27 protein-coding genes and 1 riboswitch are annotated in these 21,249 nt (G+C 44.8%); of the genes, 23 read left to right on the forward strand and 4 right to left on the reverse strand.

Annotated elements, in window-relative coordinates:
* The first annotated feature begins 97 nt into the window (after positions 1-97).
* The 3 genes from H509_RS0111715 (at position 98) to H509_RS25010 (ending at position 1,768) form a co-directional block, all read left to right on the forward strand.
* On the forward strand, positions 98-556 hold the full coding sequence (locus H509_RS0111715; protein ID WP_028545257.1) for a hypothetical protein: 459 nt from the start codon (positions 98-100) through the stop codon (positions 554-556).
* Positions 557-922: 366 nt separating this feature from the next.
* Complete coding sequence (locus tag H509_RS0111720; protein WP_028545258.1) at positions 923-1,573, forward strand: hypothetical protein; 651 nt, start codon at positions 923-925, stop codon at positions 1,571-1,573.
* A gap of 15 nt (positions 1,574-1,588) precedes the next feature.
* On the forward strand, positions 1,589-1,768 hold the full coding sequence (locus H509_RS25010; RefSeq protein ID WP_036696975.1) for a hypothetical protein: 180 nt from the start codon (positions 1,589-1,591) through the stop codon (positions 1,766-1,768).
* Between the two features lie 88 nt (positions 1,769-1,856).
* On the opposite strand, the gene H509_RS0111730 is transcribed toward H509_RS25010, so the two are convergent.
* The gene (locus tag H509_RS0111730; RefSeq protein WP_028545259.1) at positions 1,857-3,128 is read right to left on the reverse strand and encodes a hypothetical protein; all 1,272 of its coding nucleotides are present in this window, start codon (positions 3,126-3,128) and stop codon (positions 1,857-1,859) included.
* Positions 3,129-3,447: 319 nt separating this feature from the next.
* Between H509_RS0111730 and H509_RS0111735 the strand changes: the two genes are divergently transcribed.
* From H509_RS0111735 to H509_RS25020, 11 genes are all read left to right on the forward strand, one after another.
* Positions 3,448-3,732, forward strand: a complete 285-nt coding sequence (locus tag H509_RS0111735; RefSeq protein ID WP_028545260.1) for a hypothetical protein — start codon at positions 3,448-3,450, stop codon at positions 3,730-3,732.
* Between the two features lie 139 nt (positions 3,733-3,871).
* Positions 3,872-4,072, forward strand: coding sequence for a hypothetical protein (locus H509_RS27640; RefSeq protein WP_211234329.1), 201 nt, complete (start codon positions 3,872-3,874; stop codon positions 4,070-4,072).
* A gap of 501 nt (positions 4,073-4,573) precedes the next feature.
* Entirely contained in the window at positions 4,574-4,912 is a 339-nt protein-coding gene (locus H509_RS27645; protein ID WP_157277628.1) for a hypothetical protein, read from the forward strand.
* On the forward strand, positions 4,906-5,136 hold the full coding sequence (locus tag H509_RS28580) for a condensation domain-containing protein (protein ID WP_028545262.1): 231 nt from the start codon (positions 4,906-4,908) through the stop codon (positions 5,134-5,136). Before H509_RS27645 ends, H509_RS28580 begins: the two co-directional genes overlap by 7 nt.
* 86 nt (positions 5,137-5,222) lie before the next feature.
* Positions 5,223-5,447, forward strand: a complete 225-nt coding sequence (locus H509_RS28760; protein ID WP_157277632.1) for a condensation domain-containing protein — start codon at positions 5,223-5,225, stop codon at positions 5,445-5,447.
* Between the two features lie 87 nt (positions 5,448-5,534).
* Entirely contained in the window at positions 5,535-5,753 is a 219-nt protein-coding gene (locus H509_RS28765; protein WP_157277709.1) for an AMP-binding protein, read from the forward strand.
* Between the two features lie 112 nt (positions 5,754-5,865).
* Entirely contained in the window at positions 5,866-6,009 is a 144-nt protein-coding gene (locus H509_RS28185; protein ID WP_211234330.1) for a hypothetical protein, read from the forward strand.
* A 29-nt stretch (positions 6,010-6,038) separates the two neighbouring features.
* Positions 6,039-7,376 carry an ACP S-malonyltransferase gene (gene fabD / locus H509_RS0111755; RefSeq protein ID WP_028545263.1) on the forward strand — a complete coding sequence of 446 codons (1,338 nt, stop codon included), beginning with the start codon at positions 6,039-6,041 and terminating at the stop codon, positions 7,374-7,376.
* Positions 7,334-7,621 carry a hypothetical protein gene (locus tag H509_RS0111760; protein ID WP_157277635.1) on the forward strand — a complete coding sequence of 96 codons (288 nt, stop codon included), beginning with the start codon at positions 7,334-7,336 and terminating at the stop codon, positions 7,619-7,621. The genes fabD and H509_RS0111760 overlap by 43 nt, the downstream gene beginning before the upstream one ends.
* Before the next feature lie 190 nt (positions 7,622-7,811).
* Complete coding sequence (locus H509_RS26755) at positions 7,812-8,759, forward strand: 4'-phosphopantetheinyl transferase family protein (protein WP_028545265.1); 948 nt, start codon at positions 7,812-7,814, stop codon at positions 8,757-8,759.
* Positions 8,756-9,520 carry a thioesterase II family protein gene (locus H509_RS25020; RefSeq protein WP_051286972.1) on the forward strand — a complete coding sequence of 255 codons (765 nt, stop codon included), beginning with the start codon at positions 8,756-8,758 and terminating at the stop codon, positions 9,518-9,520. The genes H509_RS26755 and H509_RS25020 overlap by 4 nt, the downstream gene beginning before the upstream one ends.
* A gap of 178 nt (positions 9,521-9,698) precedes the next feature.
* On the opposite strand, the gene H509_RS0111775 is transcribed toward H509_RS25020, so the two are convergent.
* On the reverse strand, positions 9,699-10,658 hold the full coding sequence (locus H509_RS0111775) for an L-lactate dehydrogenase (protein WP_028545266.1): 960 nt from the start codon (positions 10,656-10,658) through the stop codon (positions 9,699-9,701).
* A 300-nt stretch (positions 10,659-10,958) separates the two neighbouring features.
* On the opposite strand from H509_RS0111775, the gene H509_RS0111780 reads away from it, so the two are divergent.
* The 8 genes from H509_RS0111780 to H509_RS0111815 all read left to right on the forward strand — a co-directional run bounded on the left by H509_RS0111780 (position 10,959) and on the right by H509_RS0111815 (position 19,371).
* Complete coding sequence (locus H509_RS0111780; RefSeq protein ID WP_245596062.1) at positions 10,959-11,243, forward strand: metal-sensitive transcriptional regulator; 285 nt, start codon at positions 10,959-10,961, stop codon at positions 11,241-11,243.
* A gap of 27 nt (positions 11,244-11,270) precedes the next feature.
* On the forward strand, positions 11,271-11,471 hold the full coding sequence (locus H509_RS0111785) for a cation transporter (RefSeq protein ID WP_028545268.1): 201 nt from the start codon (positions 11,271-11,273) through the stop codon (positions 11,469-11,471).
* 188 nt (positions 11,472-11,659) lie between these two features.
* Positions 11,660-14,062, forward strand: a complete 2,403-nt coding sequence (locus H509_RS0111790; protein ID WP_028545269.1) for a heavy metal translocating P-type ATPase — start codon at positions 11,660-11,662, stop codon at positions 14,060-14,062.
* Positions 14,063-14,259: 197 nt separating this feature from the next.
* Positions 14,260-14,541, forward strand: coding sequence for a HesB/YadR/YfhF family protein (locus H509_RS0111795; RefSeq protein ID WP_028545270.1), 282 nt, complete (start codon positions 14,260-14,262; stop codon positions 14,539-14,541).
* Between the two features lie 183 nt (positions 14,542-14,724).
* Positions 14,725-15,069 carry a macro domain-containing protein gene (locus H509_RS25025; protein WP_051286974.1) on the forward strand — a complete coding sequence of 115 codons (345 nt, stop codon included), beginning with the start codon at positions 14,725-14,727 and terminating at the stop codon, positions 15,067-15,069.
* Between the two features lie 55 nt (positions 15,070-15,124).
* Positions 15,125-15,376, forward strand: coding sequence for a YolD-like family protein (locus H509_RS0111805; RefSeq protein WP_028545271.1), 252 nt, complete (start codon positions 15,125-15,127; stop codon positions 15,374-15,376).
* A 232-nt stretch (positions 15,377-15,608) separates the two neighbouring features.
* Positions 15,609-15,798, forward strand: a riboswitch (cobalamin riboswitch).
* Between the two features lie 391 nt (positions 15,799-16,189).
* Positions 16,190-18,556 carry a 5-methyltetrahydropteroyltriglutamate--homocysteine S-methyltransferase gene (metE, locus tag H509_RS0111810; RefSeq protein WP_028545272.1) on the forward strand — a complete coding sequence of 789 codons (2,367 nt, stop codon included), beginning with the start codon at positions 16,190-16,192 and terminating at the stop codon, positions 18,554-18,556.
* 320 nt (positions 18,557-18,876) lie between these two features.
* Entirely contained in the window at positions 18,877-19,371 is a 495-nt protein-coding gene (locus tag H509_RS0111815) for a DUF3939 domain-containing protein (protein WP_028545273.1), read from the forward strand.
* A gap of 134 nt (positions 19,372-19,505) precedes the next feature.
* Here H509_RS0111815 and H509_RS0111820 read toward each other — a convergent pair whose 3' ends face one another.
* Together H509_RS0111820 and H509_RS0111825 are read right to left on the reverse strand one after the other, a co-directional pair.
* Entirely contained in the window at positions 19,506-19,868 is a 363-nt protein-coding gene (locus H509_RS0111820) for a VOC family protein (protein ID WP_028545274.1), read from the reverse strand.
* A gap of 68 nt (positions 19,869-19,936) precedes the next feature.
* Entirely contained in the window at positions 19,937-20,509 is a 573-nt protein-coding gene (locus H509_RS0111825) for a thymidine kinase (protein WP_028545275.1), read from the reverse strand.
* 247 nt (positions 20,510-20,756) lie between these two features.
* Here H509_RS0111825 and H509_RS26760 point away from each other — a divergent pair, with 247 nt between their 5' ends.
* The gene (locus H509_RS26760; RefSeq protein ID WP_051286976.1) at positions 20,757-21,185 is read left to right on the forward strand and encodes a YuzC family spore coat inner layer protein; all 429 of its coding nucleotides are present in this window, start codon (positions 20,757-20,759) and stop codon (positions 21,183-21,185) included.
* Positions 21,186-21,249: the final 64 nt, after the last annotated feature.

The raw sequence follows: 21,249 nt of genomic DNA on the forward strand, positions 1-21,249 counted from the left end.
TAATAGTAATTAAGTACCTGTTAATTAATGTATGATAATGTTACCATGAAAAGGAAACTATATGTCTGGGGGAGGATCACATCTAAGGAGGTAAAGAATGAAGGAGAAAACTTTTCAAATATCACGCCTCATCATTTCGTGTTTAATGATTGTTGTATTCCTAGCTGCTTGTTCCCAGGAAAGTAGTAATAAGGGGAAGGCCATCTCAGAATTAGACAAGGTAAAAGATGTAACGGTCTCATTTTTTAATGCCATGCAAAATTACAGTGACTATGACACCTACATGAGATTATCCGAAGATGAGAGATTTGAAAGTATTGACGAGAGGGCAAAAGTTATGAAGGGCGCATTTTCAGAGCCAGACAAATACGAGATGCTTACTAGTTATGTGGTTCAGAAGTATACCCCCATCAGTCAAACGGAATACCACGCAGTAGTTAGCCAAACTTTTAAAGATGTCGGGGAAGCACCTGCATATGCTTTTCCTGTAGTAAAGAAAGGTGATAAGTGGGTAGTTGTTATTGAACGAATTCAGTTACTAACATCGAGTATTTGAAAAATAATAAAAATAAAATCCTCTCATCACCACGAGTGACCGTTTTAGCTAAAAATGAAAATATAACCGTTATTAAAAGGAAATTAAACTAGGATACGTTCATTGATTAATGGATATTACACCCAAAATTTGTAGGTTATATATGTACAGAAAGTTAGTTTCCACCTTACTAGCATATACAATCTTTCTCACTTTTTTTCCGCTGTTGGGAGTGCAGCAGCAAGTAATAACGAAAATGATGAGTATGAACAGGTTAAAAGTGTATCATTCAAATTTTTTGAAGCCCTAAAAAACTATAGTGACTACACATCATATATTGAATCGTCAATAGATTTAAGATTCACGTCAAGTGATCGGCAAAAGGTTATGAAGGGTGCATTTTCAGAAACATCAAAATATGATGATCTAACAGATTATGAAATCAAGATATCAGAAAAAAGTGATGACCTCTGTAGTATAACTGTTAAACAAACATTTGAGGACGAAGGACAACTTCCTGCCTACGACCTTCCAGTTATTAAGAAAGGTGTAGAGTGGTTTGTTGTAATTGAGAACATTATTGTCCAGACTTCAAGCTATAAGAATAGTACAGCAGCAAAAGCACTATCCTCCGGAGGAACACCTTCTGAAATACTTGCCTCGAATGATGACATAACTGTAATTAGAAGAAGCGTAAATCTGGACGCCCTACCCTTCCAATCTCAGCAATCTGATGTAATTGAGACATTGGCATCCTCGAAGGCTTTCTATGATAAAGCCTTATATAATTATGTTTATACAACTGTAACAGACTATTTTATTGCGGAAAATCCTAACTCAAACACAACGGTTAAAGGATACCAATATACATGCCCCACAGATACTCCGGATTGCGCTAAGAAAGCTTGGATCGGATATCATCTGATGAAGGTCAGTGGATCAACTACATTGAACGTGAGTAGCCTGTCCAATTGGGGGAACTGTCGGGCGGCTGCTCGACCTCTCCTTAATGTATATCATTTAGAACCTACTAATTAGGAGGACTTGTTACGTATGAATAATGATCATAAAGATCCAAATCATTTTGGAAATCGTTTAAGTACAGTTGAGCAACAAATAAACTTGCGAAACAAAGAATGGAAGTTAATGAAGTTATTCCTCTTTGTTATTACAGCATTGTTTTTGTTATTATTTTCAATAGGAGTAGTTCAATTTATATCAGGTGGTTCATAATGTTGTGAATTGCAATGTGTCTACTTACAACCGTCTTTTGAACTCACTTAAACGAATTGTTCTTAATAACAAAAAAGTAGTTGATCCATTAATGCAAATCATTCAAGGACAAGACCTCTCCACTTACGGCGTGTACACCGAAATGGCAATCCAATTTGCCGCACAGTACATACTTTTTCTGGGCTGCATTGTAAACGTAAACAGGTGATAGTTCAATCTTGTCTGTAAGCTTGAAGTAAGCTTCCTCGTGGCTAACCTGAACATCTTCTGCGCTCTCAAATGTATCAAACATACGAAGCAATGTTATGTTGTCCATATGATTTACGACAGCATCACGGTCCGTATCGATGAACAGCAGCAGTTTACGTGCAAACAAATGCTTGGTTGTTTCCCGAGTCCGGAGTACCGCTTGAATATATCCTCGCTCGCGATGCAACGTCTTGAGCACCCATTTTCCGGAATCGTCAGGATACAGCTGAGCCATTGCTTTTTTTACCGCCTCCATACATTTCGCTTGTTCCTCTATTGTAATGGGATAGGTATCAGGATGAGGCTCACATACAGCAGCCTGCTCGAAGGTAATGATTTCTGGCTCATTTAGGGCTATTCTTTCAAAAGGTTCGATTTGTTGATCCGTCCACTCCACAACATGATCAATCGTGAGATGAGCTTGTGTGTCCGCTACGAGCTGCATTGGAATGGTCGCTAGTCCATCACTTGTCACATACGTTTCTTCCATTGCATACAACGGGATGTGTCGCTGCTGTTCTTGAGCGGGATATTCCAGCAGCTTTAATTGACGTTTAGCAAGGGATTCTACTTTATGAAGGGATAGCGAAAACAACTCTGTTTGTACAAAAGATGCCCGCGGATATTGACCATATATCGAATACTGCACCAGTTTTCCCTCATAATTGAATTTAACCTCGATCTGTCCGGAAGGCGCAATGGGAGTGCCATCTATAGACAGGTAAAATTGGAAGCGGTCCTCTTGTTGATTTAATAAGTGAAACTGCTGGCCATAAACGAGCGCGGATTCCGTCTCCACCCATTTCACCAGTTCATTTAAGCTAATAGGTGAGCAAATCGGTCCATTTGCATAAGAAGTGTTTTGTACAAAGATGACACTTCTATATTGACCGGTGCTTAATTCATATTGAATGACGGCTGTCCCTGCAGGGTTTATGCCTTCCTCTACCTGCTCCGGCAGGTGTGTCGGATACCACTCCATACTTAGAGTATAGATCGTCTCCTGAAACCTGTTTACGTCTCGATAAAGTTCGTGCTGTCGTAAATAATAGTTGTCCAATCCGAATTTGAGCTTCGTAGCTTCTACGATTTGTTTCATTTTATTTTCCATAGTTGTCCACCTCGCCTCAAGATTACACCATAGTTCATTTATTCGTAAATGTACAGCAATCGTCACCGTATTCGCCTATATCTATATTATGACTTCCGCATTCGTGCGAAATACGCTACAATATCTCGTAATAAAGGACAATATGAATTTTTGTGAACAAAAAGAATGAAATCTTCATATTTTCAACACGGGAAAATAAGGTATATTCGAGATTTATGTGTAGATGAAATTAACCTTCTCTAGTAGAAGATGGCTTAACAGGCTGTTATCGGTCAAAGGTGCTCAATTTACATGATTTGCAGAGTTAACGCTCAATCAGTTGTTATTTGATCGCGAACAACAGTTGACTGAGACCGATTTGGTGTTATTGGAACACTATGATCATTGGTGCAAAGCACATCAACAAACGGATGTGCCTTACAGCGATCACCTTACATTGGTGGATATATTGGAACGTCAGGTTTTGCTAACATCTAATCAGCAACTCTGTTTGTGGATAGCAGTGATTAAGCCTACACATATGCTGAACTGCTGCAAATCGCTTGTTGCACAAATTAATGCAGGAGGGTGTTTGTCATGGTTCGTTTATCGCTATCTGCTGTGAACGATCGGACGAGATGATGATGGTGTCGTGAGGGCATTGATGGGGGAGAAGCTTACGCACATAGACCCCCCAAATACCAAAAAGCCGTGGCGGAGACATGAGCGCATGTATCGCAAGGGTGATTTAGCTAAATGGAAGCTTGGTCCACTTATGGACACATAGCTTGACAGGAAAATCCGATGTGTCAGTCGGTTCGTTTGTGGCAGGACGCCCGGTTATGGAAGAAACGATTCGTATATTAGGTAGGTTGAATCAGGGCCAGTTTGCGAGTGAGGCGGCTTATTGGCATCATAAATTTGCAACGGCTCCTTCGCAATTGGTCAGCGCGTCACGTGCGTAAGCACGACCTACTGGCACGCCTATCGTGTACACGTATGTCGTTTCGTCAGCACAGGAGTGGCTTCGTATTGTGCGACAATCTGCGTAAGGGCTCGGCATGGTTTTACTTGGAGCTGTGACAAATCGAGTCAGTAGACTAACGGAATTGTGCTATGATGGACATACGATCGATTTATTGGGAATGCCTACCTTTCTGGACAGCAGCCAGTCCAAATGAGGGCTAAATAAATGGATGTTTGTTTCTCTTCAAATGGACTAGGAAATGACCTTTAAGTATTCTCTGTCCAACATAAAATCAAGATGGGTAGAAGCGCAATCAAGTTTATCCGATGTATCGATTGGCGGAGCAAGTCAACTGGAACGTAGATACAGAAGGATGGCCTTGGAGTGGAATTCAGTTGAATTTTGACACTGTGTATGGAATATACGATTAATATGAGGACCAGCAGCTATCGAGTTATGCGGTCACTTATGGACTAGGGCGATTATATGCCAAGCTCAGTTGTTTCGGATTGAATCGCCTAGCTCTTGCACAGGGCTTCATCCACGTGCAAACGAACAGGCTGACAGTATTACGAGTGATTTGCTAGCTTACCGTAAATCACGCTTGCAAGTGAAGAGCAGTCGCTCCATAATCAGGAGCAAGGAGCACCTGCTAATGATCGATATGCATTACATCATTACGGATGGACAGTCCAATGAACAATTGTTAAAGCAACTGCACCAACTATACGACGAGACAGACGAGGCCATTGGGATGGATTGCAAAGCAGACCATTCTGCTTCATTAGCTGATGTGCGGAATGGCAACGCAGCGCTGCATATGAGCAGCGATTGCTAGAGCATGAAGCTTTCTGGCGGACGCCATTCGCAACCATTTCTGGACCGTTGGACTTGCCGACGGACTTTGAGCAGCCTGAGGACAAGCGCTTTAACAATAACTATGCCTGTATGCACATTTCGCCAGAAGTGACTCTTCAGTTAAGGGAGTGGGCTCCCCAATTACATACAACTTTGTTTACACTTCTTTTGGAGCTTATCAATCCTTTCTTGCCAAATGGATAGGGCAATCAGACCTTGTTGTTGGTGTACCTGTTTCGGGTCACGATCAACCAAACCTAAATGGCATAATTTGCATGTTTGTCTAAACTGTGCCGATCCGACATCAAATAAACCGAGCATGGACGGTCGAGCAGTTTATAAATGAAGCTTCCAGCATTACCAAAGAGGCGTTATCTCATCATGCTTATCCTCTTGAACGCCTATTACACCATCTCTCATTAGAACGCGATTTATCGCGCAACCCACTGTTTCATACGATGTTCTCATTAATGCCCTATAACATTGAGCGTATATTAACGACTAATAGTTTTTGAATAGTTCCTGCTATTCAATTGGCACGATGATCGCAGTGTTACAGATTGGCGGCTGCTTCGTGCCGATAGGTCCACACGGAGCGATTCCTGACTCTTATACATAATCCACAAATAACGATCGTTTCGTGGACTCCATTGCTGTTACAGCAATTAATCCGATATTTTCCTGCTCCGCATTCTATACGTTTATTCGTATCAGGGGGTGATGTACTTCATGCACAGCATGTGGACCGTCTCATTCAGACGAATAGAGTGTTTAACTCCTATGGGCCGACGGAAGCCACGGTGTGTACGACTTATCATTAATGTTTGGTAGAGGATGGTCCATAGAGTGGGTACGAGGCTCCATTGCACAACGTTTGCCTTCCTATCCACCGACATAGTCATTTTTTAAGCAGGCGGTGATTCCATTACAATTATGGAGGCATACACAGTTAACGAGATTGGCGAAGCCTCTGTAATCGAAAGGTCACAATATACTACAGCCAGTGCCTCCGCACAGACTGTTACTCAGGAAGAGAATGCTGTCATTCAAGATTTGCTTTCCCAATTAAAATGGTAATTACATATTCCATAATGGAGGTAAGGAAAATGACAAAATGGGCAATTTGGTTTCCGGGTCAAGGATCACAGCAGGTAGGTATGGGCAAGGCATTAACAGAAAAATACACCGTGGCTAAACAAGTATTTGAAGAGGCTAATGACGCATTAGGGTTTGACTTAACGAAACTTAGCTTTGAGGGACCACTTGATCAGCTTACACGTACCGAATATGCACAGCCGGCTATTTTAACAACGAGTATCGCCTCCTATCGCGTATTTCAAAGTTATTTGTCTAGCGCACCTCATGTGTTGGCTGGACATAGCCTAGGCGAATTGTCTGGACTTACAGCCGCAGGCACGATGAGTGTTACAGATGCGGTTCGTCTCGTTAATCGGCGAGGTCAGCTTATGCAGGAAGCAGCTGTTCAAGGCGGTGCAATGGCAGCTATTCAAGGGTTGGAGGCGCAGCAGGTCGATAAGGTGTGCGCGCAATGTTCCAATAACAGTGGAACGGTAGTTGTTTCGAACTATAATAATCGTTCCCAAACCGTCATTTCGGGGGAGTCTCAAGCTGTAGAACGGGCGATGACTCAACTGGAAGCCTTGGGTGGGATGGCGATTCCCTTAAAGGTAAGTGCACCTTTCCATAGCCCCTATATGGAACAAGCGGCGTTGAAATTCCAGTCCGAACTCCAGGCAATTTCGTTTAAATCGCTGGCGATTCCGGTACTTTCGAACGTAACTGCAAAGCCCTACAACTCGGAGGCAGATATCATTTCGTTGTTGACTCAGCAGATGACGTCAGCGGTGCAATGGCAGGCGATGATGGAGTGGATGCAAGCAGAAGGGATTACGCATGCCGTAGAGATGGCGCCTAATCAGGTGCTGACTCAGCTTGCTGCCCGAGGAGGTATGTCATTCAAAACCTACACGTACATTCAGGCAAAAGAGTGGGAGCAAGTTCCAGCTGAACTTCTGAGCTGCTTGCCGGTTCATGCTGCTGAAGCTGCATCTGAAGAGACTGCTCCGGATGAGACAGTTCACATCGTAAACGAAAAAGCGAAGAAGTTTGTCATTCGTGCGCTAGCGATCGCAGTATGTACCAAAAATAGCAACTGGAATGATGAGGAATATCGTCTTGGTGTCATCGAACCTTACCGCCAAGTTCAACAAATTCAAGAGGAACTAGATCGTACGGGTCTCATTCCGACCCGAGATCAGATGGACAAGGCGCTGCATATGCTATGTTCGGTATTTGAAACGAAACGAACACCGGATCAGGAGCGGGATGAGCGGTTCGAGCAGCTATTTGAAGAGACGGATACAAAGGCGTTATTTGCGGCATGGAATTGGAGACAGCCAGTTTTAAGCCATTTTGTGCGGTAGATTCAGTCAAGACAAACATGGGCCATATTTTGACCATGCAGCGGGCTTGGCGGGAGTGCTTAAGTCGTGCTCGCTCTTTTTCCTACAAAAATATGTGTATGTACGGTTCTGTGCCAACTTCTTTACATAGCTATACCAAGCTGAAACGCAAGCCTGTACAAGGAGCAGAGACGATCTCCTGTTCGGTTGTGTTAACGGATAAACAAGGAATTCTGTATGCGGAAGTCGAACATTATACCGTATAGAAAGTACATCGAATTAATGCGTAAGCGGTAGACCATCGTGTTGTCATAGAGGCGCAGCAAGGTTTGGTGCCTAGTGCTGCACAGACGTCGACCCTACAATACTTGACACCGTACGGACGATCGATTTGGACGATATGTTAAATAAGTTAGCTGTTGGAGAAATTTCACTTGAAGATATGGGGCAGATCAAATGGTAGCTTATTCTGAGCAAACCGCGGGAATCCAACAAGTTAATACGGAGCGCCAACGCGGCAAATATATACCGGTGTCTGGGAGGACGCCGGTCGTATGGTTCATTCGAGTTCAGCCTGATCGCTACGAGCTGCAGCAAGGTGAACAGGCAAATAAATGGAAAAGCAGGCTGCCTTTATCCGAATACTGTCGTGTGTTGTCCTATCGGATACACGCCGATCGGGTTCGATGTTTGGTAGGGTATTTGGCGGTACGGCTGCTAACGGCTGAGATGACGGATATGAAGCCAAGCGATCAGCCTTGGACGAGAAACCCATATGGCAAATTGAATTGGGGCCTAAACAAAACGGGGGAACAGGCAGTTACCGTTAATTATGCTGAGGATGACACGTTTGATCCTGACGAGGTCAAGCAAAGCTGGCATATCAATTTATCGCATTCAGGTGACTGGATTGGTGTGATTGGTCATCTGGAGCCAGTGGGCATCGACATCGAGGAGCGCGGACGCATCTCGTATGATATTGCAGAACGATGGTTCCATCCGGCTGAGGCCGCGGGAATTCAACAGGCGGCTGAGCAGCAAGCCGCACTGTGCGACTGGTGGACACTTAAAGAAAGCTACGTCAAGTGGGACGGCAGGGGCTTGTCTTACGGACTGAATCAGTTTGCCATTTTGCCGCAGCAGCAAGCACAAGCTGTTCTAATGAAGCCGCGAACTAGTATGGACGTAGAGCCCTTTTTGTGGAGTGAAGCAGGCTGCTATAAAGGTGATCAGTTGGAGCAGGACATGCGTGTTAAGCTTCAATATGGAAGTATTGCTGCGAATTATAGCGCATCGATCTGTATGTCAAGCAAGTCGCCATCCCCTTTCGTGTGCATGTTAACGGACGACATGCTTATCGGGATGTGGGAAGAGTATTTGTCACAGGAAAGAGGACGACTATGAGTGAAGTGAAAGTTAGACTGTGCTGTCTTCCCTATGCGGGAGCGTCTGCATCTGTATATATGCGGTGGAAACGCCAATTGCCCAGTTATATCGAATTGATTCCGCTTGAACTTGCTGCGAGAGGAAGAAGATTCGGAGAAGCGCCTTACGCTTCTGTTGCAGATGCTGTCAGTGATATCGACCTTATGATGCAACCTATTTTGTCAGACGATAAGCCTGTCGTCCTATTTGGTCATAGTATGGGAGCATTGTTAAGCTACGAATGGTTGCGGCGACAGCATGTGAACGGGGGACGTCTGCCAGATCGTGCGATCTTGTCGGCTCGCTCCGCACCTCAATTTGTGGAAATAGAGGAATCAATTATTGATTTGCCGGACGGCCCCTTTATTGAAAAAGTGGCTGAGTACGGTGCGGCGGATGCCTCTGTGTTAAGCTTGCCTGAAATGCGAGATGTTTTTGTCCCTATATTACGTGCAGACTTTGCCATCATTGAGCGTCATACGCAACAAAGCAGCGACAGTGAAAGTGAAAGTGAAAGCGCACGCGCAGTGGACCCAATTCCTGTACCTGTCCAGATATGGTACGGTGAGGACGATCATTCCTTGCGTGGCGAAATGGAAGGCTGGAAGCACTGGTTCCACCACGATTTTCAGGTGGAATGTTTCCCGGGCAACCATTTTTATATTGCTGAACATGAGGAACTGGTTGTCAGTAGACTGGCGAACTGCTGCTACTCGTTCATGCAGGAGCAGTTGGTATAGGAGTCGAGTTATGGTACACCTAAAGGAATAGATATTTAAGCGAGTGGCAAAACGGAAACAACAGTTTAAGGCAGCAGCAGTGTAACATGAAGTGAAACAGCCCTTGTCATGGAGCTTCGCTGAGCGAGCCAAGACAAGGGCTGATTGTTGTTAAACGTTGCGCAAGTACAGCTTGCAGTTAAACATGTTCAGGAAAAATACTTTTAATGGCTTGTTTCATAACGGTAGCGGAATGTTCGAACTTTAACTGTTCATTTGGTGTGAGCTTAAGCTCAATAATGTCACGAATGCCTTCCCGTCCAATAACGGCAGGTACGCCGATATATAGATCGTTTAGGCCATACTGGCCATCCATCCGCGCGGATACAGACAAGATGCTGTTCTCGTTACGCAGCACGGCTTTGGTCAGGCGTGCAAGACCCATAGCTATACCGTAGTAGGTAGCCCCTTTTCGTTCGATAATATGATAAGCAGCATCACGTACGTTTACGAAGATTTCATCCAATTTCTCTTGTGAAGGATAACCATGAGTAGCTTGGAAATCTTCGAGCGGCATACCTCCAACGTTCACATGACTCCAGATCGGCAATTCGGTGTCGCCATGCTCACCCATAATGACGGCATGGACGCTGCTTGGATCGACTTTAAGTTCGCTGCTGAGCAGGGAGCGTAGCCGTGCGCTGTCGAGTATAGTGCCTGAGCCGATCACTCGGTTGGCGGGCAGACCGGAATATTTCCAGGTTGCATATGTAAGCACGTCTACCGGATTTGTTGCTACAATAAAGATGCCATCAAAGCCGCTTTTCATCACGGCGTCGATAATATGCTTGAAAATAGCAGCATTTTTCCCGACAAGATCAAGTCTTGTCTCACCGGGTGCTTGATTGGCACCAGCTGTGATCACCACAATATCTGCATCTTTACAATCACTGTAGTCGCCTGCCCAAATGCGCATATTACTAGCAAATGGGATGCCGTGGTTCAAATCCATCGCGTCGCCTTCTGCTTTTTTATGATTGAGGTCGATAATGACAAATTCAGAGGCGACACCTTGATTAAGCATCGCAAAGGCATAACTTGCACCAACAAATCCTGAACCAATCAAGGCTACTCGGGATACTTTTCCAGCGGGTTTCATAACTAACACTCCTTAAATTGTTTATGTGATCACATGTGATGTAAAACATATATATCTAGTAAAATTTTAACCATTAAACAGCCATTTTGGCAAATGCTAATCATAAATGGGCTTTACATCGGTTAAAATACCCATTTTAAGAAAAATACATACCCGAGATAAAAATCACTTGAATAGGGGTGGGGGGTATGTTAATATGAATGCAAGAAGGAGGTTGTCGCTATGAATGAACACGATGTCCCACAGCATACACCTGACGACGGCAACTGTTGTTCCGCTGATTCAGAATTACATTGCGGAATGGGTGGTCGTAAAAGCCATCATTCGGAAGAGACGAAGAAGAAGCTTGTTCATCGCTTGAACCGAATTGAAGGTCAGATCAGAGGTGTTAAGGCAATGATTGAACGGGATACGTACTGCGATGACGTTCTGCATCAGATCGCATCAGTTCAGTCGGCTCTGAATTCTGTGGGGCGCTTGCTGCTGGAAGGACACATGAAGAGCTGCGTGGTCGAACGCATTCAGGCGGGCGAGCATGAAGTGCTGGATGAGCTGCTGTTGACGATGAACAAGCTGATGAAGTAAGCCCTAACTTGAAGGAGGACGTCCAATATGACTAACGTTACATGGCAAGTAGAAGGTATGACTTGTGGACATTGCAAACAAGCGGTAGAGAAGGCGGTAGCCAATGCAGGGGCACAAGCAGAGGTGAGCTTGGCGGATAAGCAAGTAACGATTACGTATGACGAACAGAAAGTAACTCCAGAAGTATTACGTGAGGCGATTGAAGATCAAGGGTACGATATTGTTTAAGCAGAAATAACGTGTGCGTGATTGCTGGTTTGCTCTGAACTGACGCTAAAGCAGCTTTATTATGTTCGACACCAGCATTCACGCATCCGCCTAATTCCTAGCAACGTCATCTAAGCTGACGGCATAGGAATATTATTTTACCCTATTACATAGGGTGTGGGGGTATACCGAATAGGAGCTGATCCGCTATGAATCAAGAGGAACGGACATTTCAGATTGAAGGCATGACGTGCGCAGCCTGTTCAACACGAATTGAAAAGGGCTTGAAGCGAATGAACGGCATGGAGCATGCATCTGTCAATCTTGCCATAGAACAAGCGACAGTGAAATTTAACAGTGACACCATCAAATGGGAAGATGTCGTTCATAAAGTCGAACAATTAGGATATCAGATTCCTAAAATGACGTATGAGTTACAGATCGAGGGGATGACTTGTGCAGCCTGCGCGACGCGGATTGAGAAGGGGCTGACGAGGTTAAAGGGCGTGGAGCATGCTTCGGTAAATTTGGCGACGGAGACAGCTCATATCGAGTCGAGTGGTGCGTCGTTGGATGATATCGTTGGTAAGGTAGATTCATTAGGCTACAAGGCATATAAGAAGCAAGCAGGGTCGGATCAAGAGCAGTCACCAATCAATCGGAGCGCACAGCAGTTAAAGACAACATTTATAATATCAGCGGTGTTATCGTTTCCGCTATTGTGGGCAATGGTGTCCCATTTTAGTTTTACGTCTTGGATATGGCTGCCTGAATTTTTAATGAACCCTTGGGTACAAATGGTGTTAGCCGCACCAGTACAGTTTATTATCGGTTGGCGCTTCTATCGAGGCGCTTGGAAAGCACTGCGTAATAACAGTGCAAACATGGATGTGCTTGTATCTCTTGGCACAACGTCAGCGTACGTATACAGCGTATATCTGGCCTGGCAGTGGCAGACAGGCGTATTGCATCACGCAGAGATGTATTTCGAGACCAGTGCCGTATTAATTACGCTAATTTTGCTTGGCAAATGGTTCGAGGCTTCCGCCAAGGGACGTTCTTCGCAAGCTATTCGGGCGCTCATGGGCTTGCGGGCAAAGACGGCTACCGTAATACGTGATGGAGTTGACCTTGAAGTGCCTGTCGAACAGGTTAAAGTTGGAGAACTGCTGCGGGTACGCCCGGGCGATAAAGTTCCAGTGGATGGTGAAGTGGTAACTGGAACGTCCACGATTGATGAGTCGATGCTCACAGGCGAGAGCATACCCGTAGACAAACAGCAGGGCGATCAAGTGTACGGCGCTACAATAAATGCACACGGCGCACTTGTTATACGGGCAACACAAGTTGGTAGTGGTACGGCGTTGGCACAGATCGTTCGGATCGTCGAAGAGGCACAAGGCTCTAAAGCGCCGATTCAGCGTGTTGCTGACCGTATATCGGCCATCTTTGTGCCGATTGTAGTCGGCCTTGCTGTACTCACATTTGTTATCAGTTATTTCATGCTCGAACCTGAACAGTTTGGAACGGCATTAGAACGAATGATTGCGGTTCTTGTAATAGCGTGTCCATGTGCGCTAGGGCTAGCTACTCCAACCTCGATCATGGCGGGAACAGGGCGTTCGGCGGAATTCGGCATCCTTTTCCGGGGTGGGGAGCATTTAGAGACCGCTTATCGTGTAAATACAATTGTGTTGGACAAAACGGGAACGGTGACAGAAGGACAGCCTGCCCTCACCGATTTTGTTACAGTGGAATCATTCGATGAGATGTTCGTAAAACGGATGGTGCTGGCGGCTGAGCGTCGTTCGGAGCATCCGCTGGCTAAAGCGATCGTTGAAGGTCTACAGCCGCACGTTGAGGCTGAGGAGCCTGAGAGGTTCCAGGCAATTCCGGGACATGGCATCGAGGCGTTCATCGAAGGTCATGAAGTGCTGATTGGGACGCGCCGTTTGCTAGCTAAACATAATATTGATTATCGCTCTGTTGAAACAGATATGCAGAAGATGGAGCAGCAAGGTAAGAGTGCTATGTTAATTGCAGTTGACGGGCAGTTTGCAGGCATCGTAGCTGCCGCGGATCGCGTGAAGCCGACGTCCAAGGCGGCCATCGCTAGGCTGCATGCGCAAGGATTACAAGTTGTGATGCTGACAGGTGACAACGAGCGCACAGCAGCAGCGATCGCCAAGGAAATTGGTGTTGATCAGGTGTTTGCGGAAGTATTGCCAGAGCAAAAAGCACAACATGTGCGTCAATTTCAGCAGGAAGGTCGGATCGTCGGGATGGTTGGCGATGGTATTAATGACGCGCCAGCGCTTGCCTTGGCGGATATCGGATTTGCGATTGGCACAGGTACAGACGTAGCGATGGAAACAGCCGGCGTAACGCTGATGCGCGGTGATTTACATGGTATTGCTGATGCGATGGATATGAGCCGTCGTACGATGCGTAATATTAAACAAAATTTGTTTTGGGCGTTGTTTTATAACTCGGTTGGCATACCTGTTGCGGCACTTGGCTTATTGGCGCCTTGGCTTGCAGGAGCGGCAATGGCTTTCAGTTCGGTATCAGTTGTGCTTAATGCACTGCGCCTGCAGCGGGTGAAGCTGTAGCAGCGTAATGACAAGCGTATGCCGCTGAAGCAGGATTAATGCGATACGAATAGGAGTTATTGGTTTCCTTATATCTGGGAAAAATAATAGAGTAATAGTAGGCAATTGGCAATTAACATGTTATGATCATGGTTACAGAAGTTCATCGCATATACATCAGGATGAGCCAATAGATGATGATAGAGGAGGAAGTTCATATGCAATTGCGAGTAACCTCTGAGGCTGTACAACGTTTTCAATCGGAATGGGATTTTGTAACCGGCGATAGCGTACGAGTCTTTGTCCGATACAGTGGTTTCAGTGCGACAGGACCTTACTCATTTGGCATTATGAAGGATAGTCCACGATATCCGGCTGTGACGGTGCAGGTGGACGGCATTACTTTTTATATGGAGCAAAATGATATCTGGTTCTTGGAGAATGAACAACTGACGATTGACGAGCAGAATGAAGAAATTGTATTTGTTCGGGAAGGCTAGTTGATCTTACTGCCACTTGGCGGCTGGCTGTTATATTTAATAAAGCGATGTATGGTTATACAACCAGAACATAGCTAATATAATTATGCTACTACACTTGGGTACCTTCGCTTTTATGAATAAAGTGCACCCCTTAGAATATACATTGGAACAGCCCTTTAGGTTGTCCGATCATTCTAGGGGGTGCATTTTTGTGGAAAAGAAGGCGGAGCCATATTACGAGATTCCAAACACCAGAACTCGTCCCAACTGCTTGGCCAGTGTCAGATCGTTCATACTGGCTCAAAAGTAGTAGCTAATCTATTTGGGCAATTAAACTATGGTAGACAAAAAACAGTGTATACTAATTATGAAGACCTTAAAGCTGCTTTAGAAACATTAAGAGATTACGCAGCACTAAATCATTTAAGTGTAGCCTTGCCTTATAACATCGGTTGTGGGTTAGCAAATGGAGATTGGAACGTAGTAAGTCACATTTTAAGTGATGTGTTTATGGAATATGAGGTTACTTTGTATAAATTGAAGTGAGGATAATGACTGATTAATTAACATAATGATTAGCGTAAGCACAGGAGGCTGACACATGGCAAAGGCAAAAGTACCCAAACGTCCTACGCGTGATGAATTTGTATTAGAGGAACTGGGAAATCAAATAACAGAGGCTTATCAAGAAGAATCTATCGTTGTCCTTACCGTGTGGGGATGGGATGAGGGTGTGAAAGGGCAGATTGTCCAATTGGATTCGCGTACAAGTAAAGTACATGTAAATCAAGACGGTGCAACGATTAAGGTTCCATTTATGGATATTATGAGGCTGGATTATCCAAGAGACTAGCTCAGAGTCCAGTGTGTCATGTGTAAATATTTATAGTTATCTGGCTTGGTCAAGATGAATAAAATGAACGGTGCCTTAGGAAGACGGAGCATTCGAGACTTGAGGATTTGTGTTTGTTTGGTTCATTTAAATGTATTTACCTCTATTCCGATAAATACACTCGATAATAAAAGCTTGTCATTTGAGCATGCAGCAGATATAATCAGGACAATTGGTTACGATGACCAACATAATTGAATAGATGAGAACAGGTGCTTTGGGTAACGTCAAAGCTTAATAGGGAAGTCGGTGCAATACCGACGCGGTCCCGCCACTGTAACAGCTGAGATGCAGCTAACTATGCCACTGGTCAGAATGATCGGGAAGGCAGTTGACATCGATGAAGTTGAAGCCAGGAGACCTGCCCGTTCTGACGACACTGCATAACCTACGGGAGATAGGGAGGTGTTACGTGAACACGGATGTTCCTTCATAAAGCTTGATGGCTGGTAGAGTACCAGACCAATGAACGCTTTATGTGTTGCGGATAATCTTGGTGTTTAACTGCTGTCCTATGCGTATTATACGCAAGACTGCATTCGTCTGACGTAAGCAGATAGAATGTAAGAGGCCGTTGAATACTAGGCGTTATACGCACATCTGATGTTGTTCTTTGACATGACGTTTACGGGCATTGCTATCTTTGTATGCAAAGATAGCAATGCCCTTTTTTGTGTTTTTGAGGACGTATCAGCGTAACGATGTAATGATGTAATGATGTAATGACGTAATAACAAATGATCATATCACTTTCAAATTGGGGAGGCTGCAATAATGGGTCAATTAAACACTAGTGTCATCGGATATCCTCGTATCGGGTACAATCGTGAATGGAAAAAAGCGTTGGAGCAATATTGGACAGGCAAAACTTCTTCTGAGCAGTTAGAAGCAGAGTTAAACCGTATTGAAGTTGAACGTCTAACGACGTTAGTTGATGCGAAGTTGTCTTATGTTCCTGTGCAAGATTATACGTGGTACGATCACGTATTAGATACTGCGGTGATGTTTGGTATTATCCCTGCACGTTTCCAGCATGAGTTCGCTGATCAATTGGACACACTGAAGTCTTCACCAAGTGAAGCGATTGGCACGCCGCAAGCGATCATAGATGTTACTTTTGGCATGGCGCGTGGTACTGCACAATCGACGGCATGTGAGATGACCAAGTGGTTTAATACGAACTATCATTACATCGTGCCAGAATGGGAAGGCCATGCACCTGAACTGTTGTATAATCATCCGGTAGCAGCGGTGCGTCGTGCGAAGCTTGTAGGAAGTGTGGATGTGACTGTATGGAAGCCAGTTCTCGTCGGGCCATACACATTTGTTCGCTTAATGAAGGGCATCGCTGCTGCTGATCGTGCTACTGTCGCCAAGCAGTTTGCTACAGTGTATGGCGAAGTGCTTGTGGCACTTGCGGCTGAAGGGATTACCCAAGTTCAGTTGGATGAGCCTGGATTCGTATTACCGATGAATAAAGCGGAATGGGAAGCGGTTCAAGAAATATACACCTATCTTCGTGCGCAGTCGCCATCCCTCTCCATCTGGGTGCAAACTTACTTTGAAAGCGTATCTGATTATGAATCGTTTGTAAAACTGCCTGTTGACGTACTTGGTCTCGATCTTGTGCATGGCAAAGCGCGTAACCTGGAGGCAATTCAAAAGTTCGGATTTCCTGCTGACAAGCGGATTGCGGTTGGTGTTATTGATGGGCGCAACATTTGGAAGACGGACCTTGCCGCAGTGACGGAGCTGCTGACACAATATGTGAAGCCTCAAGTACCAACGGATCGTTGGATCGTGCAGCCGTCTTGCAGCTTGCTGCATGTACCATTAACGTTAAGCAGCGAGACGGAGCTTCCAGAATACGTGCGTACGATTTTGGCGGGAGCTGATGAGAAGTTAGTTGAACTCGAACTTTTGGCACAGCATCTTGCGAATCCGACTGCAGACACAGAAGCTGGCATCGCACTCAGCGCGCAAGCCGTTGCTAACTGGCGCAGCTTGCCAGAGCGCAATCGTCCACAAGTGAAAGAACAATTGTTACAAATTCAGTCGTCTGAGGAAGCATGGACACGTGTCCCATTTGCAGAGCGTCTCGCATTACATCAGTCTCGCTGGCCGAACCTCCCGTTATTGCCTACAACTTCAATCGGGAGCTTACCGCAGACAGCAGAAGTTCGTAAAGCTCGCTTAAAATTCCGCAAAGGCGAGTGGAGTGAAGCGGCTTACACTGCGTATTTGCAAGCCGAAATGAAACGGTGGATTGACATTCAAGAACAAATTGGTATCGATGTGCTTGTTCACGGTGAATTTGAGCGTACAGATATGGTTGAGTATTTTGGTGAGAAGCTGGAAGGTTTCGTATTTACCAAAAACGGCTGGGTTCAATCCTATGGCTCACGCTGCGTGAAGCCTCCTGTATTGTACGGAGATGTAGCATTTGTGGAGGCGATGACGGTTGTCGAGACCGAATATGCTCAATCTCTTACGAACAAGCCGGTAAAAGGGATGTTGACAGGACCGGTGACCATCTTGAATTGGTCGTTCGTGCGTGATGATATTTCACGTGAGGAGGCTGCCTATCAATTGTCATGGGCGCTTCGTCAAGAGATTCAAGCTTTGGAAGAAGCGGGTATTGGTATGATTCAGGTTGATGAGCCAGCGGTTAAAGAAGGAATGCCACTGCATCCAGATGACAAGCAGGGATACCGCGAATGGACGGTTAAAGCGTTCCGTCTGACGACAAGTGGCGTCAAACCAGAAACACAGGTGCATACACATATGTGTTACTGTGATTTCTCGGATATGGTCGATTTAATTCGGGAAATGGATGCGGATGTCATCTCTGTTGAAACAGCCCGTAGCGGTGGCGACATCGTGGAGGTATTTGCTAAGCACCAATATGAGCTGGGAATCGGACTTGGTGTTTATGATATTCACAGCCCGCGTATACCTGCCACAGCCGAGATGGCTACCTTTATCGAATCGGTACTTCAGGTGATGCCTGCACGTACCTTCTGGATTAATCCAGACTGCGGCTTGAAGACAAGAAATGAGCAGGAAACGATTGCTGCATTGTCTAACATGGTTAAAGCAGCACAGCAAGCTCGGGAATATCTAACGACTAAGAACGCTTAACTTCATACGTAAATAACAGATAAAGCCGTGCCGTGTTGTGGTGTACGCTGCGTGAGATAACACTTCTCATGCTAGCATAAGGATTAGTGCGTATATCCTTGTGCAGCGTATGCGGACACGGCTTTGTTTTGCCTGTAGACCTATTTAGAATAATAATGAATAATTTAAATATGTGGAACTAGACAAGAATGCTCTCAAAATAGCAAGTTTGTGGTATAATATAAATGTAAGCGGATACAGTAAGCGTTTTAATTGTTAACTGTTTTTATATGTAATAGGTTCATCTTGAAAGAAATGGGTGTTGAGAGGAGTGTTCAGACATGAAACGGCTGACTAACTGGTACCGCAGCGTCGTTAAGGCGAAAAATAAAAGTTATGAGTATGAAGAAGTAGTGGTCACTTTGACAGATGTAAAGCGCGCTATGTTAGCTTGGGAGCAGGATATGCCTGAGCAGATGATTCGTACACAATTATTACGTGAGGACCAGAGCATCGATTTATATCGTTTGCGTCGTTATTTGGGCGGGATTTCCAATCAGAAGTTCTATATGTCCCGTTTCACGTATCAAATATTTGAAGAACAAGACAAACATATTCCCCGTTATTTGGACATGGTACAGGCTGCGGTTGATGACTATATGGATGAGAATACCCAGCTTCCGGTCGTTAACGGTACGCGGAATCGTCAAGTTCATTACGATAAGTTAATTCAAGGACATTACTTGAGTGAATTGCCAAATATTCCGTTATATGTCACAACTGAAGAGTTTCTGTTGACACATGATTCCGATTGGCACCAAAGCTATGTCAATTGAGTTATGGCTAATTCAGATAGCAGGCCGTTAGTGAGCCGCCTCCCAATTGCTAGATCGTGTCTACCAATTGGGAGGCGGCTCACAATGGCCTGCTTTTTTGTTCAAACGGTTGACATGATACAAGGAACAATGTGTCACTGCTTGAGTAAAAAAGAGTTGCCGTCCTCATCTTGAAACGTAGCGTACGTACCCCATTGCATTTGCTGTGGCTTTCCTTGGAAGACAACCCCCCGCGCCTTTAACGTCTGATAGGCTGCTTGAACGTCATCGCATAGAAACTGTATAGACGGTCGCGACTCGTGCCAATCGTCCATCAAAGCACGAGGGTAAATCACAAGGCCGCTCATAGCCCCTTCCGGTCCAACCTCAAGCCAAGTAGCGTACGGTCCCATCGGATATTCGGCTACAACTTTAAATCCGATCTTCTCAACCCAAAATGCTTTGGCACGTTGCTGATCTGCAACGTATACGGCCGCTGTTGCGATATGATTAATCATGATAACACCTCTGTAGTGAACAAAGTTTGCTTAACATGAATGTACACATGAACATATATAAATGCAAGTTATAAAGAAGGATTGGCATGACATTTGCGACAGACTGGATAATAGGTATCGTTCCCACCAATCAGGATCTGTTCACCACTATATACAGGTGTCCCGTTCTCGTTAACACGCAAGTTCATCGTTGCTTTTCGTTCACAAAACCAGCAAATCGTCTTCATTTCCTCAATCTTGTCTGCATAAAGAAGCATATATTTACTGCCTTCAAACAGTTCATTACGAAAATCATTTTTTAAACCAAAGCCCATTACCGGAATGCGAAGCTCATCCACAATTTTAGTAAGCTGCAAAATCTGATCTTGGTTCAAAAATTGAACTTCATCAATAAGCACACAAGATATTTTTTCCTGACAGCTTGCAGTAAGGGCGTATACGTCTGTATCTGAATAAATGGCCGTTGCTTTGGCACGTATGCCGATACGCGACTTGACGTATCCTACCTCATCGCGATTGTCCAACGCCGACGTAAATATAAGTACGGATTTGTTCTGTTCTTCATAGTTGTGCGCCACTTTTAAAATTTCAATAGACTTACCGCTATTCATTGCGCCGTAGCGAAAATATAATTGAGCCAACCTCAGCCACTCCGATCTGATCAATATGGTCGAAAATATATCATAGCACATTGATCCCAAAAGTGAATCATGATCAGCTGAAGAACCGTTATTTTTCTCGACAGGTTGCAGTATACAGTAGTGATAAATTCAATGAACTGACTTCATATTTATAAATAGATCAACGCACTCATCTGTGCATCGTCACCATTATTTGGGCGCTGTCATAGGTTGTTGTAATAGCGAATGGTGTAAAGGAGACAAAAGTATGAACGTTAATTCGAAGCGTCGCGCAGGTCCAGTACGGTCCACAACGACATCGCGGCCATTTACGAACAAGCAGGCCATGTCACCAAAGGGAACTTTTCGAAGCATGTCACGTCCTGATTTGTATCCTTCTGTGAATACCGCTATTTTTAGTGCTTCTGCAGGTTCCTCTCTGGAAATGGTGCAGCAAATGAATAAAGTGCTACAGCGTATACATGATTCAAAAGAATATGCAGCCCAAGTTATGGATGCTGCTCAACGTGGAAACGAGAAGGAAGTTATACGCCTGTTAAAAAGTGTGCAAATAAGCGCAGATATAAGCGTCAAGTTCACACCGGACGGACTTCACATGCGTTTTTCAAGCGGTCCTGCGGAAAACTATTGCTGCAACACGGAAGTGACACTGCGTTGGAATAAACGGAATGAATAACGAAAGTGATAGGAAATGCAAGCTTAAAAAGCGAGTGCACGTAGAGGTGAAAAAAGAGGCGGAC

The organism is Paenibacillus taiwanensis DSM 18679, assembly GCF_000425125.1.
In the GTDB taxonomy this organism is placed as follows: domain Bacteria; phylum Bacillota; class Bacilli; order Paenibacillales; family Paenibacillaceae; genus Paenibacillus_B; species Paenibacillus_B taiwanensis.